Annotated in this window: 13 protein-coding genes; 9 read left to right on the top strand and 4 right to left on the bottom strand. The window is 67.5% G+C overall.

Going from position 1 to position 13,614, the window contains the following annotated elements; genetic code table 11:
• Positions 1 to 145: 145 nt before the first annotated feature.
• The 3 genes from ACFVFH_RS30105 to ACFVFH_RS30095 all read left to right on the top strand — a co-directional run bounded on the left by ACFVFH_RS30105 (position 146) and on the right by ACFVFH_RS30095 (position 5,043).
• Positions 146 to 1,147 carry an SEC-C metal-binding domain-containing protein gene (locus tag ACFVFH_RS30105; protein WP_383774343.1) on the top strand — a complete coding sequence of 334 codons (1,002 nt, stop codon included), beginning with the start codon at positions 146 to 148 and terminating at the stop codon, positions 1,145 to 1,147.
• Positions 1,148 to 1,299: 152 nt separating this feature from the next.
• A complete protein-coding gene (locus tag ACFVFH_RS30100; RefSeq protein ID WP_383774341.1) occupies positions 1,300 to 1,809 on the top strand; it encodes a GNAT family N-acetyltransferase in 510 nt (169 codons plus the stop codon).
• 93 nt (positions 1,810 to 1,902) lie between these two features.
• The gene (locus ACFVFH_RS30095) at positions 1,903 to 5,043 is read left to right on the top strand and encodes a DUF3427 domain-containing protein (RefSeq protein ID WP_383774339.1); all 3,141 of its coding nucleotides are present in this window, start codon (positions 1,903 to 1,905) and stop codon (positions 5,041 to 5,043) included.
• On the opposite strand, the gene ACFVFH_RS30090 is transcribed toward ACFVFH_RS30095, so the two are convergent.
• Together ACFVFH_RS30090 and ACFVFH_RS30085 are read right to left on the bottom strand one after the other, a co-directional pair.
• Positions 5,040 to 6,014 (bottom strand): YDG/SRA domain-containing protein, encoded by a 975-nt coding sequence (locus ACFVFH_RS30090; RefSeq protein ID WP_383774338.1) that lies wholly within the window; start codon positions 6,012 to 6,014, stop codon positions 5,040 to 5,042. The genes ACFVFH_RS30095 and ACFVFH_RS30090 overlap by 4 nt on opposite strands.
• 123 nt (positions 6,015 to 6,137) lie before the next feature.
• On the bottom strand, positions 6,138 to 6,527 hold the full coding sequence (locus tag ACFVFH_RS30085; RefSeq protein ID WP_383774336.1) for a hypothetical protein: 390 nt from the start codon (positions 6,525 to 6,527) through the stop codon (positions 6,138 to 6,140).
• A 192-nt stretch (positions 6,528 to 6,719) separates the two neighbouring features.
• Between ACFVFH_RS30085 and ACFVFH_RS30080 the strand changes: the two genes are divergently transcribed.
• From ACFVFH_RS30080 to ACFVFH_RS30065, 4 genes are all read left to right on the top strand, one after another.
• Positions 6,720 to 7,031, top strand: a complete 312-nt coding sequence (locus tag ACFVFH_RS30080) for an ArsR/SmtB family transcription factor (protein ID WP_383774334.1) — start codon at positions 6,720 to 6,722, stop codon at positions 7,029 to 7,031.
• Positions 7,032 to 7,130: 99 nt separating this feature from the next.
• On the top strand, positions 7,131 to 8,393 hold the full coding sequence (locus tag ACFVFH_RS30075; RefSeq protein ID WP_383774332.1) for an MFS transporter: 1,263 nt from the start codon (positions 7,131 to 7,133) through the stop codon (positions 8,391 to 8,393).
• Positions 8,394 to 8,673: 280 nt separating this feature from the next.
• Complete coding sequence (locus tag ACFVFH_RS30070) at positions 8,674 to 9,708, top strand: hypothetical protein (RefSeq protein WP_383774330.1); 1,035 nt, start codon at positions 8,674 to 8,676, stop codon at positions 9,706 to 9,708.
• A 251-nt stretch (positions 9,709 to 9,959) separates the two neighbouring features.
• The gene (locus ACFVFH_RS30065) at positions 9,960 to 10,442 is read left to right on the top strand and encodes a GNAT family N-acetyltransferase (RefSeq protein WP_383774328.1); all 483 of its coding nucleotides are present in this window, start codon (positions 9,960 to 9,962) and stop codon (positions 10,440 to 10,442) included.
• Between the two features lie 133 nt (positions 10,443 to 10,575).
• Here ACFVFH_RS30065 and cpt read toward each other — a convergent pair whose 3' ends face one another.
• Positions 10,576 to 11,097, bottom strand: coding sequence for a chloramphenicol phosphotransferase CPT (cpt, locus tag ACFVFH_RS30060; RefSeq protein WP_383774422.1), 522 nt, complete (start codon positions 11,095 to 11,097; stop codon positions 10,576 to 10,578).
• A 284-nt stretch (positions 11,098 to 11,381) separates the two neighbouring features.
• Here cpt and ACFVFH_RS30055 point away from each other — a divergent pair, with 284 nt between their 5' ends.
• Positions 11,382 to 11,729 (top strand): hypothetical protein, encoded by a 348-nt coding sequence (locus tag ACFVFH_RS30055; RefSeq protein ID WP_383774326.1) that lies wholly within the window; start codon positions 11,382 to 11,384, stop codon positions 11,727 to 11,729.
• Positions 11,730 to 12,020: 291 nt separating this feature from the next.
• Here the strand turns inward: ACFVFH_RS30055 and ACFVFH_RS30050 are convergent, their stop codons facing one another.
• Positions 12,021 to 12,881, bottom strand: a complete 861-nt coding sequence (locus ACFVFH_RS30050; protein ID WP_383774324.1) for an alpha/beta fold hydrolase — start codon at positions 12,879 to 12,881, stop codon at positions 12,021 to 12,023.
• Between the two features lie 144 nt (positions 12,882 to 13,025).
• On the opposite strand from ACFVFH_RS30050, the gene ACFVFH_RS30045 reads away from it, so the two are divergent.
• Complete coding sequence (locus ACFVFH_RS30045) at positions 13,026 to 13,592, top strand: MepB family protein (protein ID WP_383774322.1); 567 nt, start codon at positions 13,026 to 13,028, stop codon at positions 13,590 to 13,592.
• Positions 13,593 to 13,614: the final 22 nt, after the last annotated feature.

Raw genomic sequence — 13,614 nt, 5'->3', positions numbered from 1 at the left:
CAACACCCCAGGGCCCAACCACCCCGCCCCTCCCGGAACAACGGCCGGCCCACGACGCCCGGCGCCCGTGACTCTCCGCACCCGTAACTCTCCGCGCCCGGAACAAGCCTCCGCCCCGGAGCCGTACAGCAGTACGGTGTGGTCCATGCGCCCCGACACGCCTGCCGACCACACCACCGAAGCCGAGCGCCTGCTACGCGCCGCGGCGCGGTACCCCGAGGACCGTGAGCCACTGCTTCTCCAGGCCGCGGCCCATCTGGAACTCGCCGGCGACCGCGCCCGCGCCACCACCCTGTACGACGAGCTCCTCGCCGTCCCCGACCTCGACCACCCCCACCTGGTCAAGGCCCTGAACGCGGCCAACCTGTGGGAGTACGGTCACGAGGCGGAGGCCCGCGCGATCATCGAAGGCATCCGCACCGCGGGCCCGCTCGACCCCGGCCCCTGGGAGATCGCGGCCGAGACCTTGGAAGCCCACGACGAGCTCGAAGCCGCCCACGACTACTTCTCGACCGCGCTGACGCTGCTCCTGGCGCCGGGCGAGGAAGTCCCGTACGCCACCCAGTCGCTGCTGTTCGGCCGCCACCGGGTGCGCAGGCTGATGGGCGTCGGCCACGACTCCTGGGACGAGCTGGCCGACACCCTCCACACCGCCGCCGTCCCGCTGGACGAGCTCCACGACCCGAAGCGCCTGTGGTCGCTGGGCTCCTCGGACCCGGGCGAGCTCCAGGCCGAGATCACCCGCCTCCGTGCCGAGTTGGGCACCTACCGGACCGCGCTGTCCCGGCCCTTCCCGGTCGCGGTCCTGCACTGGCCCGCCGCCGAACTCGCCGAACTCCTCGCCGCCTACCCGGACCTGCGCGACGAGTACCCCTCCCACCCCGAGCACCTGGCCCGTCTGGAGGCCGCCCTCCGCGACCTCCACCAGGCCGGCACCCCGAACCTCGGCATCGTGACCGGCACGGTCCCGTCGTACGAGGCCTTCGCGGCCTCGGAGGCCACCTCCCCGACCGACCCGGACCTCCTCCCCCAGTACGCCACCACCCTCGCCGCCCGGGGCCGCGCGACCCCCTGGCCCCCGGCCCGCAACGCGGCCTGCTGGTGCGGCTCGGACCGGGCCTACCGGGAGTGCCACGGAACGGACTGAACGTGCGGCGGTGCGGTGGTGGGGGGGCGGCCCCAGCCCCCCACCGCCCACAACGCGCGAACGGACACGAACACGGACACGGACACGGAAGCGGTACGCGCTCCGGACAAAAATCCCCGCACCCCCGGAAGCCGCGTACATAGAGTTCTGCCATGCCCGAGCTCCAACGCCTCCGCCCCGACCACGCACCCGCCCTGCTGGCCTTCGAACAGGAGAACCGCGCGTTCTTCGCCGCGTCCGTCCCGGACCGTGGCGACGCCTACTTCGCCGACTTCGACGCCCGCCACGCCGCCCTGCTCGCGGAACAGGCCGCCGGGGTCTGCCACTTCCACGTCCTGGTCGACACCGACGGCGAGATCCTGGGCCGCTTCAACCTGGTGGACGTCACGGACGGCACGGCCGACCTGGGATTCCGCATGGCCGAGAAGGCCACCCACCGCGGCCTCGCCACGGCCACCGTCCGCCACCTCTGCACCCTGGCAGCCACGGAGTACGGCCTGACCACCCTCCGCGCGGCAGCCGCCCTCACCAACACCGCCTCCCGCACGGTCCTGGCCCGCACGGGCTTCGTCCCCACGGGAGAAGAGATCCAGCTGAGCGGCAAACCGGGCTTGGGCTATGTACGGGACTTGCAGAGAGGGCCTGAGGAAGGCGGCTGGTAGCTGAGCCCTGCGTAAAGGCGCAGGCGACCAGTGGGGTGTCCGTCTCCTTTGATACAACTGCATGTGTAGCTGGCCAGGTAAGGGGATTTCGTCATGCCCAACAAGGTGGCAGAAAATTCAGCTCCGGTTGCTGGGTTGTACGAGACACTGATCACCCAACGCCTCCAAGATCGCATGAAACAGTTGGACTCCTCCGGCTGGCGCTCAATCGATGAAGTGGTCGGCGCTGAATCTTCTCCGGCTGTACTAACGCGCCATATTGCGAGCGTTGTACGACGAGTTCTCCAGGGCCTCTCACCTGCCGAGCAGGTAGTCGCCGCGAACCACATCCTGAATTCGCTCAGCACCATCGAAGGCGCGGCCGAGTGGATCGATCTTGTCATCGAGGGGCCGCGACAACTACTCGCAGTTGCAGAGCAGGAAGCTCCGGGTGTCCATGCCATTCGTCCGGCGACTCCCCTCTCCGAGACAGCGCTGATCACCAACTCGCCGGAGGACCCGAGCCTTGGATTCGAACTGCGAGCCGAGTTGGCTACGGCAGACCGAGTCGACCTCCTCTGCGCTTTTGTGAAGTGGCACGGACTGCGAGTCCTTGAGCAGTCTCTCGCCTCCGCACGCGATCGCGGCGTGCCCATCCGCGTGCTGACCACCACCTACATCGGAGCAACCGAGCGCCGCGCGTTGGATCGTCTGGTCCACGAATTCGGCGCTGAGGTGAAGGTCAACTATGAGCTTCGCTCGACCCGTCTGCACGCCAAGGCGTGGCTGTTCCGCCGCAGCAGTGGGTTCGACACGGCCTACGTAGGCAGTTCAAACCTGTCCAAAGCTGCGTTGCTCGATGGGCTCGAATGGAACGTACGGCTGTCGTCGGTTGCCACCCCCTCCGTCATCCGTAAGTTCGAGGCAACATTCGACGCGTACTGGAGCGAGCGCTCCTTCGAACCGTACGACCCCGACAGCGACGCGACACGACTTGACGACGCGCTCCGTCAAGCTGGCGGATCAGGGCGGGACGGGGGCGCCACCATCACACTCTCTGGACTCGAAGTCCGTCCCTACCCCCACCAGCGCGACATGCTGGAACGCCTCGACGTGGAACGCATCGTTCACGACAGGCACCGCAATCTCCTCGTTGCAGCTACGGGCACTGGCAAGACCGTGATGGCGGCGCTGGACTTCAAGCGTCTCCGGCAGACGCTGGGCCGCGATTTGCGGCTCCTCTTCGTCGCTCATCGCAAGGAGATCCTGGAACAGTCCCTGCGCGTCTACCAGAACGTATTGGTGGATGCGAACTTTGGCGAGCTCCTGGTCGGTGGGGAGATCCCACAGAGTTGGACGCATGTCTTCGGCAGCGTCCAGTCGCTCAACTCGCGTGCGCTGGAGCGCCTTCCCTCAGATCACTTCGATGTCATCGTGATCGACGAGTTTCATCACGGCACCTCTCCGACATACCGCAGGATCCTAGACCACTTCAATCCACAGGAACTTCTTGGGCTCACTGCTACCCCAGAGCGCATGGATGGCCTAAACATCCAGGATGAATTCTTTGGCGGTCGGATCGCCGCAGAGATGCGCCTCTGGGAAGCTCTGGAGAACGATCTCCTCAGTCCCTTCCACTACTTCGGCGTCACTGACAACACCGACATGAGCGCCATCGCATGGAAGCGCGGATCGTACGACGCCACGGACCTCAGCAATCTCTTCACCGGCAATGACGCGCGAGCCCGGCTTGTCGTCCAGGCCGTGAAGGACAAAGTTGCCGACCCGGGATCGATGCGCGCATTGGGCTTCTGTGTGTCAGTAGCACATGCAGTCTTCATGGCCGACTTCTTCCGACGGGCTGGCCTCAACGCGGTCGCCCTGTCCGGCGAGTCCCCGCGTCATGAGCGCAAAGACGCCCTGGACCGGCTTAAGGCCGGGACGCTTCACGTCATCTTCTCTGTCGACCTGTTCAACGAAGGGCTCGACATTCCTGATGTTGACACCCTGCTTCTCCTGCGCCCCACATCTAGCGCCACGGTGTTCCTCCAGCAGCTGGGGCGCGGCCTGCGACGGACTGAAGGAAAGGCTGTCCTCACTGTCCTGGACTTCATCGGTCAGCACCGCAAGGAGTTCCGATTCGAGGAGCAGTTCCGGGCACTCACCAATCTCACCCGTAATCGTCTCCTCGCCAATATCGAGCACGACTTTCCTCAGCTTCCTTCTGGCTGCCAGATCATCCTTGAGTCGAAGGCCAAGGAACTGATCATTGACAACATCCGCAGCCAGATCAGCGTCAACGTCACCCAGCTTGCCCGCGAGGTCGCTGACTATGCCGAGCCGCGGCTCGGCCCCTACCTCCAGGAAAGCCGTCGCGAGCTCAAGGAGCTATACCGGGGCAACGGAAATTCCTGGACCGGCCTGCTCCGTAGGGCCAAGCTTCTTACCGAGTCCGGACCGGAGGGCGAAGATGCGCTGCTGAAGCGCATCTCAGCCTTCCTCCATGTTGATGACCCACTCCGAGTAGCCGCTTACAGCAAGCTACTCATGGACGATGCCCCCGCCTACAGCGAACTCAACGAACAAGACCAGGCCTATGCCCGCATGTTCTTCTTCTCACTGTGGCCACTAGGCGGCGGGTTCACCAGCTACCAGGAGGGCTTCGACACCCTCCGCCCCCAGCATGCCGTGCGCGACGAGCTCCGCCAGGTGCTCGCGCACGTTCTGGACCAAGCTGACCACGTACCTGTCCCGCTGCTCGGTGAGCATGCAAGCCTGCCGTTGTCTGTCCACGCCTCGTACAGCCGTGAAGAGATCCTTCCTGCCCTCGGAGTTTCCTACGTAGGCGGCTTCATGCCTGGGCACTTCCGCGAGGGCGTGAAGTGGTGCGAGAAAATCCAGACTGATGCACTTCTCATTACCCTAGAAAAGGACGAGAAGGACTTCTCTCCGGAAACTCGATACAAGGACTACGCCCGGAACGAGCATCTCTTCCACTGGGAGTCCCAGAACCAGACCTCAGAGACGTCACCCACTGGAATCCGCTACCAAAACCATAAGGAGAAGGGCACCCACGTCCTCCTCTTTGTTCGCCGCTACAAAAAGACCGATATCGGCGGACCGCAGCCATGGATGCTCCTTGGCCCCGCCGAGTATGTCGAGCACAAGGGCAGCAAACCCATGGGCATCGTCTGGGACCTTCGCCACGAGATGCCAGCTGACGTGTGGACCTACTCAGCGATCGCTGCGAGTTAGCACGGCCGCTCGTTTATGCGCCAGAACCGACGATGCGCTCGCAGGAATCGCTTCCCAATGCGATGTTGCTCCACCATCCTCAGTGGAACTGATTGCGCGGCCAGACCCTCTGCGTAACGGTCCACCACGTGGAACTTATCGGTCACGTAGAGGGCACCCCGGTCGAGTCTCACATGGCAGTTAGGGCAGAGGCACAGCACATTTCCTTCGACGTCAGGTCCACCCGCTGAACCGCCAAGCGCTTGGATGTGCGCCCCCTCCGCATAGCCCTTGCCATCAGCTCCAACAGTGAGCGCTAGGCCACAGATCTGGCATGTGTGCGCATGCCACCGCTTGACCCGGCGAACAACAGCCGTGTCTCGAATGATGCGCTCAACCGTGGTCGTTCGGCGCTGCGCAGGCACATCAGCACTATTCCCGCCAGCTTCATTTTGATCTTGCTGATCGAGAATGTTACGGACCTGCTGCTCAACGGATGTAAGTTCCTGCGCTACAGCCGGCATACGACGCAGTCTAAATCGACAGATGCGAAATCCAGCCTTGCCTACTTCGGTCCATTCTTCGACAATCTCATAGAGACCGTCATACCGGTACCCACTTACCGGAGAATAATCCTTCTCCCCTTCACTACCTCGAATGACCCGTATAGGGTTTGCCGATATTCGACTTCGCCGAAGACCTGCGTTCCCACGATTTTCCCAGGTCTGATCTTCGATCTGCCGCCCAGTATTTCGATCCCGACCACCAGCGCCCGTGTAGACAACCTCGTCCCAGTTATCGAGATCGTCTTCATAGCCCTGGTTAAGTACGATCGCGTCGGCCGCCCTTTCTTCGTCCGCATCAAGTCCCCACGAGATACCCGCCTCGCGCTCCTTGTGAAGCTTGGCATCCTTGACGGCCTGCCGGGAATCAAAGTGGGAGCCCGGAAGAAACTCACCTACATGTCCGAAGAATGCTCTGTACGCAGCCATGTATACATGCTTCCGATCAGTCGATCATTTGCAATCACTCTCGCCACCCCACGAGGTCAAGTGGCCGGAAAGCGATCCTACTTGGCCTGAAAGAAACCGCTGGCTGGCAGGGGCACAGGATGTTCAGGCCAGCCAGAGTTCGCCGTGGCGGTGGTTCGCCGGCGGGATGTCGATGGTGTCCGCGGCTTCGAGGGAGAGTGCTCCGGCGGGGGTGTTCACCAGGCTCCGGAGGAGGGTTGTGCGGGCTCGGAGGCGTTGGCGGGCTTGGCGTTCCGCCAGGGTGGCGGCGCGGGAGATCCCGCCGTCGCGGTTGTGGCGGGCGAAGTGGTGGACGTCCGTACGGCGGCGGATGGGCTGGGGCCACGGTCTGCGGGCGTCGGTCGCCGCCTCGGTGAGGCTTCGGGTGCTGTAGCGGAGGTCGTTCAGGATCGCGGAGTGCCAGGGGGCGCCCGGACTGTCGTCGTGGCTCTTCCTGGTCTGCGAAGGGGGGAGGTGGTGGGCGGTGCGTGCCATGGGGCTCCCTCGGTGGGGCCGCCGGGAATCTCCTGACGGGCTACCTGAAGCCCGTCGGTCCGGTCGCGCGCCTGCTGTCTCCCATGCGGCTGAGCCTAGCGCCCGGACTGGGCGATTTGACTCGGCACTACATATCACGAAAGATGGATATGTACTATCGAGAAGGCGAGCGGGAGTGAGAGGGTGGCGTACATGGACCCCCTGGCCGTACACAAGGCGCTCGCCAATCCCGCGCGCCTGCAGTTCATGCGGTGGCTGAAGGAGCCCGAGAAGCATTTCGACGAGGGCTCCTACCGACAGCAGGGGCTCGGATTCCACATCGGTGTGTGCGTCGGCGACATCCAGAAGCGGTCCGGGCTGGCGCAGTCGGTGGTGTCCGGCTATCTGCAGACCCTCAGGGACGCGGGGCTGCTCACCTCGGAGCGCATCGGCAAGTGGACGTACTACCGGCGCAACGAACCGGTGATCGACGCGTTCGCCGCGTACGTCCGCGACGAGCTGTAGCCCCCCTAGCCCCCCCTGCGCGTACACGCACGTGCGGTGTCGAGCCGTCGCCTTATGTATCTACTTTTCTAGATTCGATGAAAGGTTCCGATCGTTCCGATGAGAAAGACCTCCCTGACCGTCCTCGTGCTCGCCCTCGGCGTCTTCGGGATCATCACCACCGAGATGGGCATGGTCGGTGTGCTGCCCCGGGTCTCGGCCGAGCTCGGTGTCACACCGTCCGCCGCCGGCTGGCTCGTCGGGGTGTTCGCCCTGGTCATCGCGGTGACCGGGCCGTTCACCACGCTGCTCGCCTCCGGCGTCGACCGGAAGAAGGTGCTCGCCGCCGCGATCGCGGTGTTCGCCCTCTCCAACGCGGTCTACGCACTCACCACGCAGTACGAGGTGATGCTTGCCTTCCGTGTCGTTCCCGCGCTCTTCCATCCCGTGTTCTTCGCGGTCGCGCTCGCCACCGCGGCGCGACTGGTGCCCGCGAAGGACGCGACCCGGGCCACGACGACCGTGTTCGCGGGGGTCACCGTCGGGTTCGCGTTCGGTGTGCCGCTGACCTCGTACCTCGCCGAGCACCTGTCGCTGGCTTCGGCCTTCTGGTTCGGGGCGCTCGTCAACCTGATCGCCTTCCTGGGCATCCTGCGGTTCGTGCCGTCGATGCCCGTCGGACAACGGCTGTCCTACGGCGCTCAGTTGAACGTGCTCAGGCGGACGCGGATGTGGCTGACCATCACCTCGGTCGTCCTGGTCTTCGCGGCGATGTTCTCGGTCTACGGCTACTTCGCCGAGTACCTGGGCCGGGTCACGCACATGGACGGTACGTGGGTCAGCGCCATGCTGATGGCGTTCGGCATCGTGATGATCCTCGGGAACTTCGCCTTCGGCAGCCTGCTGCGGCGCAGCCTCGTCCGTACCGCCGTCGCCTATCCGCTGCTGTGCCTGCTGGTCTACGTCCTGCTGTACGCGGTCGGCCCATTGCTCGCGCCCATGGTTCTGGTGGTCCTCGTCTGGGGTGCCGTGCATTCCGGCGGGCTCGTCGTGAGCCAGAGCTGGCTGGGGCGGGACGCGAGTGACGCGCCCGAGTTCGGCAACAGCCTCTTCATCTCGTTCTCCAACCTCGGCATCACCGTGGGAACGGCGGTGGGTGGCTGGGTGCTTGCGGAGTACGGGGCGCGTCAACTCCCTTGGGTCGGCGGCGGGTTCGCGGTGGCCGCCGTGATCGTGATGGGTCTGCGGCTGCGGCTGCGTGGGGAGCGCGACGGTGAAGGGCGAGGGGTGGAGGGAGTGGCCGGGGCCGGTGCCGCCGGTGCCTCCGACGGGGATGTCCTTGATGCCTCCGGTGACGGCGTCGTCGGTGTCGCGGGCGACTGACCGGGCCTGCCGTCAACTGCGTTGCCCAGGTCGCGGGGTACGGGGTGTGAAGTGAGGGGTGTGCGGGAGTGCGGGGTGCTGGGTGCTGGGTGCGGCCAAATGAGTGCTCCCCGGGCCAACTCCTGGGCGTGATGCCACGACTTTCGGGAGACTGACGGTCATTGCCGGCGGCGCGCCTTGAACAGCTCACAGCGAGAGGCGATTTCCGGCCACAACACAACACCCCTTACCCTGCGATACATCGGTCACCAACGGTCGGCCGGAAAAGAAGGGCGACAACATGACCTCCGAGACCACCACTCTGGTCACCATCGATGCCACAACTTCCTTGCTGGAGGCGGAACTTCCGCGCCTGGAGCAGCACCAGCAGGCTCTGGAGACGGAGCTCGCGACGGTCACCGAGCGCCTGGAGTCGGTACGGACCGCGCTGACGGCGCTGCGTGCGCTGTCGGCTGCCCCGTCTCCCGTCGCCGCCGAGCGCGCGAACGCGTCGGCGGAGCCGAAGGCGTCGGCGCCGGTCGAGACCACGGCCGACGAGGCCCCGGCGGCGACCGTTGCCGCTCCCCGGATCCCGCAGCAGGCTCAGGACTCCGTCGACGCCGCCGGTTCCGCTGCTGCCGCCCCCGCCGAGTCGGCGGAGCCGACCGAGCCTGCCGAGTCCGCCGGCTCCGCCGTCCAGGAGGAGGCCCCGCAGAAGCAGGCGTCGGCCGCCCCCGCCCGCCGTGCCGCGCGCAAGGCGCCCGCCGCCCCCAAGGGCCGCAAGCAGGCCGCCGCCAAGCCGAGGACCGCGCGCGGCCAGGCCAAGAAGACCGTCGCCGCCAAGTCCGTCGAGGTCACCAAGGACGCCGCGAACGCCGACGACACCAAGGTCTCGGAATCCGCCGCACCCGCCCCGGCCGCCAAGGCGACCAAGACGGCCAAGGCGACCAGGGCGACCGGGGCCGTCAAGACGGTCAAGGACAGCAAGCCCGCCGCACCCGCCAAGGCCGCCAAGTCCGCCGCACCCGCCAAGCCCGCCAAGCCCGCCAAGGCCAAGGCGCCGAAGAAGGCGGCCAGCACCCCTGCGGCCACCACCGCCCCGGCCGACACCAGCACCCCGGCCACCGACGACAGTGGCAGCCTCACCGAGCTGACCATGAAGGTGCTGGCCGAGTCCGGCGACACCCCCGTGCGCGCCCGTGACGTGACGAAGGCCCTGGGGCGCGAGCTCACCCCCAACGGCATCAACACCGTCCGCAGCACCCTCGACCGGCTCGTCGCCACCTCCCGCGCCCACCGCGCCGGCCGTGGCCTCTACCAGGCCCCCGCGAACTGACCGCACCGCAAGGGGATTTGACCGAATGCCCGGTGCCGCCACCTCGGCGGCACCGGGCATCCCCGCGTTCCGGGCGCCCCTGCGTGCCTGGCATCCCCACGTTCCGGGGAGAGCCGGTGCGGACGGGTGGTGACGGACGAAGGTCCCGTCCGTGACGGATGGAAATCCCGTTCATGACGGAGAAAACATCCGGTCGCGACGGAGGAGATATCCGTTCGATTCGACAGGTCATCGCTCTGTAGATTGCCCGCATGCCCTCCCCGTCACTGCACCTTGAAGAGGTCACGGCGGACAACGTCGAGGCCGCCTGTCGGCTGCACGTACGTCCCGACCAGGACGGGCTCGTGAAGCCGGTCACCTGGTCGCTCGCCCAGGCCTACGCGACCCCCGACATCGCCTGGCCCCGGCTGGTCTTCGACGGCGAGCAGCTCGTCGGCTTCGTGATGGCCTTCTTCGACGTCCGGTTCTACCCGGACGACCCGAACGACAACAGGCTCCGCTCCGGGCTCTGGCGGCTGAACATCGACGCCGGTCACCAGGGGCGCGGTTACGGCCGCTTCGCCGTGGAGGCGGTGTGCGAGGAGATCCGGCGACGAGGAGGGACGCGGGCGACCGTGAGCTGGGTTCCCGGTGAGCACGGGCCCGAGAAGTTCTACGCCAAGCTCGGGTTCCGGCTGACCGGGGAGACGAGCGGGGACCAGGTCGTCGGCGAGCTGGAGCTCGCCAACGCGTAGTGCTGTGGCCGGAAACGGTCAGTGGAGGGCTGAAGAGGGGCGGGGAGCGCCGGCGGCGTCGGGGGGTGTCGGTGGCGTCGGGGGGGGTGTCGGTGGGACTGCGCGGGTGGGTGGGCGGGCGGTGCCGGGCCCGTCACCCGAGGTGTGCCGCGATGATCCGTGCGCACTCCATCGGTTCGCGCCGCGTCGTGTCCACCTCGATGTCGTACCTCACGCCCTGATGGACCAGGTCCGCCTGTGCGGCCGCCATACCGGGCACCCGGTCGCCCCGTGCCGCCTCCCTGGCGGTGGCGACGGCGCTCGCGCACCGGATGCCGACCCACAGCACGCGGACCCCGTCGAGCGCCTTCTCCCACCGCTGCTGGGAGTCCGCGCCGCCGAGGAAGACCTCGTCGACGATGACCCCGGCTCCCGCACGGGCCATCGTGGTGACCCCCTCGATCCACGCCGTCTCCAACGTACGGAACTCGGGGCCGACGACCACCTCGCCGTCCGGCGCGAACTCGATGCCCGTCTCCGACTCCGTCAGGGACACGGGCATCGCCTCGACCAGTGTGTCCGTCCCGAGGGTCAGCCATGGGTCCGGCAACACTTCCTGGAGGCACCGGGCGATGCTGGACTTCCCTGAGCTGGAGCCACCGTTGAGCACGATCATCCGGGTCTTCACCCGGTCACACTAGAACCTGGTGGCGGGCCTGGTGGCGGGCCTGGTGGCGGGCCTGGTCGGCCGTTCCGCCCGGCAGCCATACCACCACACCGTCACGCAACGGCGGGAACCCGGTGGTCAACGAAGCGGGGGCTGCTCTTCCCCCGTTCAGCCTCAGCAGAATCGATTCAGCAGCTCCCATCCGGGTGACGGGACCCCGCAGGGGACGAGGAGACGCGCGCCGGGGAACAGGCTTGGGCCGTTTCCGACCCCCCACACAAGGAGTTCCCTCCATGCGTCTTCGTTCCACCGTCGCTGCCGCGCTCGGCGCGCTCGCACTCATCGCCGCCGTGCCGACCTCGGCCGGTGCGGCCACCGGAGACTTCACGTACGTCTACACCGGTCTCGACGGCTCGGCGCAGACCGGGTTCCTCGTCGACCCGGAGAGTCGGGTGTGCATCACCCTGCCCGAGGTGGCCGACCCCGCTTCGACCAACCCGGCGCACTCTCCGCTGAACCTCACGGGTTCCACCGCGACGGTCTTCGCCGGCCCCGACTGCGAGGGCCCCTACTTCACCCTCCGGCCGCACGGTGGCCACGCCTCCGAGCGGCTGAAGCTCCGCTCGGTCGTCTTCAGCTGACCGCACCGCGCAGCTGACCGCACGCGCAGCCGATCGCCCGGGGAAAGTCGCCGCCCCGGGCGCGGCCAGGGTGCGGCCAGGGTGCGGCTGCCACGCTGCGTACGGTGTTGGGCCACACCGGTACGGACATCATGGGGCCGGCCCGCGTACGTGTCTCGCGTACGTGGGCGGGGCAGGGCGGTGTGAGCCCGGCCCCCCTGCTCCGCACTGCCCCACCTCGTCCCGCCTCTCCCCGCCCCACCTCGTCCCACCCCGCCTCATCCCGTACCCGTCCCAGCTCGTTTTCCCTGATCAGTTCCTCAAGGTCTTGCGCAGCGCCTCGGCGAAGCCCTCCGGGTCGCCCAGGAAACCGGCGTGGTCGCCGGGGAACTCGACCGGGCGGGTGCCGAGCAGTTCCGCCAGCACGAGGGACGTCCGGTACGTGATCAGCCCCTGCGAGTCGGCGCCGACCCCGACGAGGACTCGGGTCGGCGCGGCCGTCAGCGCGGCGATGTCGGGTACGTAGCGGGCCGTGCCCCGCAGGTCGTGGCCGAAGAAGCGGGCACCGTTGGCGAGGTCCTGGGCCGTGGGCTCACCGAACGGCCCGGCAGGTGCCCCCTCGCCACCATCGCCACCGCCATCACCCGCGCGGCCACCGTCATCGCCCTCGCCGCCCTCGGCGACGAATCCGGCGCCGGCCATGAACTTCATCCATGCCGCGCCCTGCCCCTCCTTGTGGAAGGTGGCGATGATGTCCTCGGTCATCGCACGCTGTTCGGCCGCGTCCGGGAGGATCTCCATGACGGGCGGCTCGTGCGCGACCAGGGTCCGTACCCGGCCGGGGTGCCGCGCGACGAGTGCCAGCCCGGTCACCGCGCCTCCGCTGCTCCCGAACACATCCGCCGAGTCCGCCCCGAGCGCGTCCAGGATCGCCGCCACGTCGTCCGCCCGCCGGTCCGGAACGGTGTCCTCCTCGGGGTCGTCGAGGGTGCTGCCGGAGATGCCCCTCGGGTCGTGCGTGACCACGGTGTGGTCGCTCGCGAGCGCGTCGGCCAGAGAGGCGAAGGCCTCGGCCTCCATGGGTGAGCCCATGAGCAGCAGGAGCGGTCCCGCGCCGCGCACCTCGTAGTGCAGGTGCGCGCCGGGGACTCTGAGGGTGTGGGTGGCGGCCATGCCGGTGGTCCTTTCTCGATCGGCACCCCGCGGTCGCGGTGCCGTTGTGGTGACGGAGAAAGGACTCCGGCCGCCGGGGAAACTCATCGCCGGTCCGGCCACCCCCGGCCCGGCTGCGGGACAGCCACTGCCAGAATGGGCGAAATGGCAACACACTCTGCTCCCCGGCCCCCTTCCCGGTCCTCCGAGCCCTGGCCGGACGGCGTGTCCCTGCATGCCGATCTCCTCGCGGCGAAGGCCCTCGTCTACGACCCGAGCGGATTCGTGTGCACGCGGCCGGTGCCCGAGGCGGAGAGCGCCGAGTACGGGGCGCACGCGTTCACCGTGGACGGCTCCGCCGTCCGGTTCCGGGTGGCCAGGACCACGCCGACGAAGGCCGGGCAGTTCGTGACGGTCTGGAAGCGGGCTCCGGGTGGTGGGCCGATTCAGCCCTACGACTCCGCGGACCCCGTCGACCTCTTCGTCGTCAGCAGCCGTGACGCCGACGGCTTCGGGCAGTTCGTGTTCCCGCGGGACGTGCTCTGCGAGCGGGGCGTCGTGTCGAGGAACGGGGTCGGCGGGAAGCGCGCGTTCCGCGTCTATCCGCCGTGGGTGACGGCGCCCAACCGCCAGGCCGAGCGTACGCAGGCGTGGCAGGTGGCGTACTTCCTTCCGGTCCGCGACGACGAGGCACTCGACCAGGACCGGTGCCGGGCGCTCTACCACCCGTGACGCCGGAGCCCGGCCGGGCTCC

The organism is Streptomyces sp. NPDC057697, assembly GCF_042799335.1.
Taxonomy (GTDB): domain Bacteria; phylum Actinomycetota; class Actinomycetes; order Streptomycetales; family Streptomycetaceae; genus Streptomyces.
The sequence above is the reverse complement of the archived record's forward strand: the minus strand, read 5'-3'. Positions and strand labels throughout refer to the sequence as shown.

Coding starts and splice junctions, on each gene's coding strand:
- ACFVFH_RS30105 (WP_383774343.1), top strand. CDS start 146: ATGCGCCCCGACACGCCTGCCGACCACACCACCGAAGCCGAGCGCCTG.
- ACFVFH_RS30100 (WP_383774341.1), top strand. CDS start 1,300: ATGCCCGAGCTCCAACGCCTCCGCCCCGACCACGCACCCGCCCTGCTG.
- ACFVFH_RS30095 (WP_383774339.1), top strand. CDS start 1,903: ATGCCCAACAAGGTGGCAGAAAATTCAGCTCCGGTTGCTGGGTTGTAC.
- ACFVFH_RS30090 (WP_383774338.1), bottom strand. CDS start 6,014: ATGGCTGCGTACAGAGCATTCTTCGGACATGTAGGTGAGTTTCTTCCG.
- ACFVFH_RS30085 (WP_383774336.1), bottom strand. CDS start 6,527: ATGGCACGCACCGCCCACCACCTCCCCCCTTCGCAGACCAGGAAGAGC.
- ACFVFH_RS30080 (WP_383774334.1), top strand. CDS start 6,720: ATGGACCCCCTGGCCGTACACAAGGCGCTCGCCAATCCCGCGCGCCTG.
- ACFVFH_RS30075 (WP_383774332.1), top strand. CDS start 7,131: ATGAGAAAGACCTCCCTGACCGTCCTCGTGCTCGCCCTCGGCGTCTTC.
- ACFVFH_RS30070 (WP_383774330.1), top strand. CDS start 8,674: ATGACCTCCGAGACCACCACTCTGGTCACCATCGATGCCACAACTTCC.
- ACFVFH_RS30065 (WP_383774328.1), top strand. CDS start 9,960: ATGCCCTCCCCGTCACTGCACCTTGAAGAGGTCACGGCGGACAACGTC.
- cpt (WP_383774422.1), bottom strand. CDS start 11,097: ATGATCGTGCTCAACGGTGGCTCCAGCTCAGGGAAGTCCAGCATCGCC.
- ACFVFH_RS30055 (WP_383774326.1), top strand. CDS start 11,382: ATGCGTCTTCGTTCCACCGTCGCTGCCGCGCTCGGCGCGCTCGCACTC.
- ACFVFH_RS30050 (WP_383774324.1), bottom strand. CDS start 12,881: ATGGCCGCCACCCACACCCTCAGAGTCCCCGGCGCGCACCTGCACTAC.
- ACFVFH_RS30045 (WP_383774322.1), top strand. CDS start 13,026: ATGGCAACACACTCTGCTCCCCGGCCCCCTTCCCGGTCCTCCGAGCCC.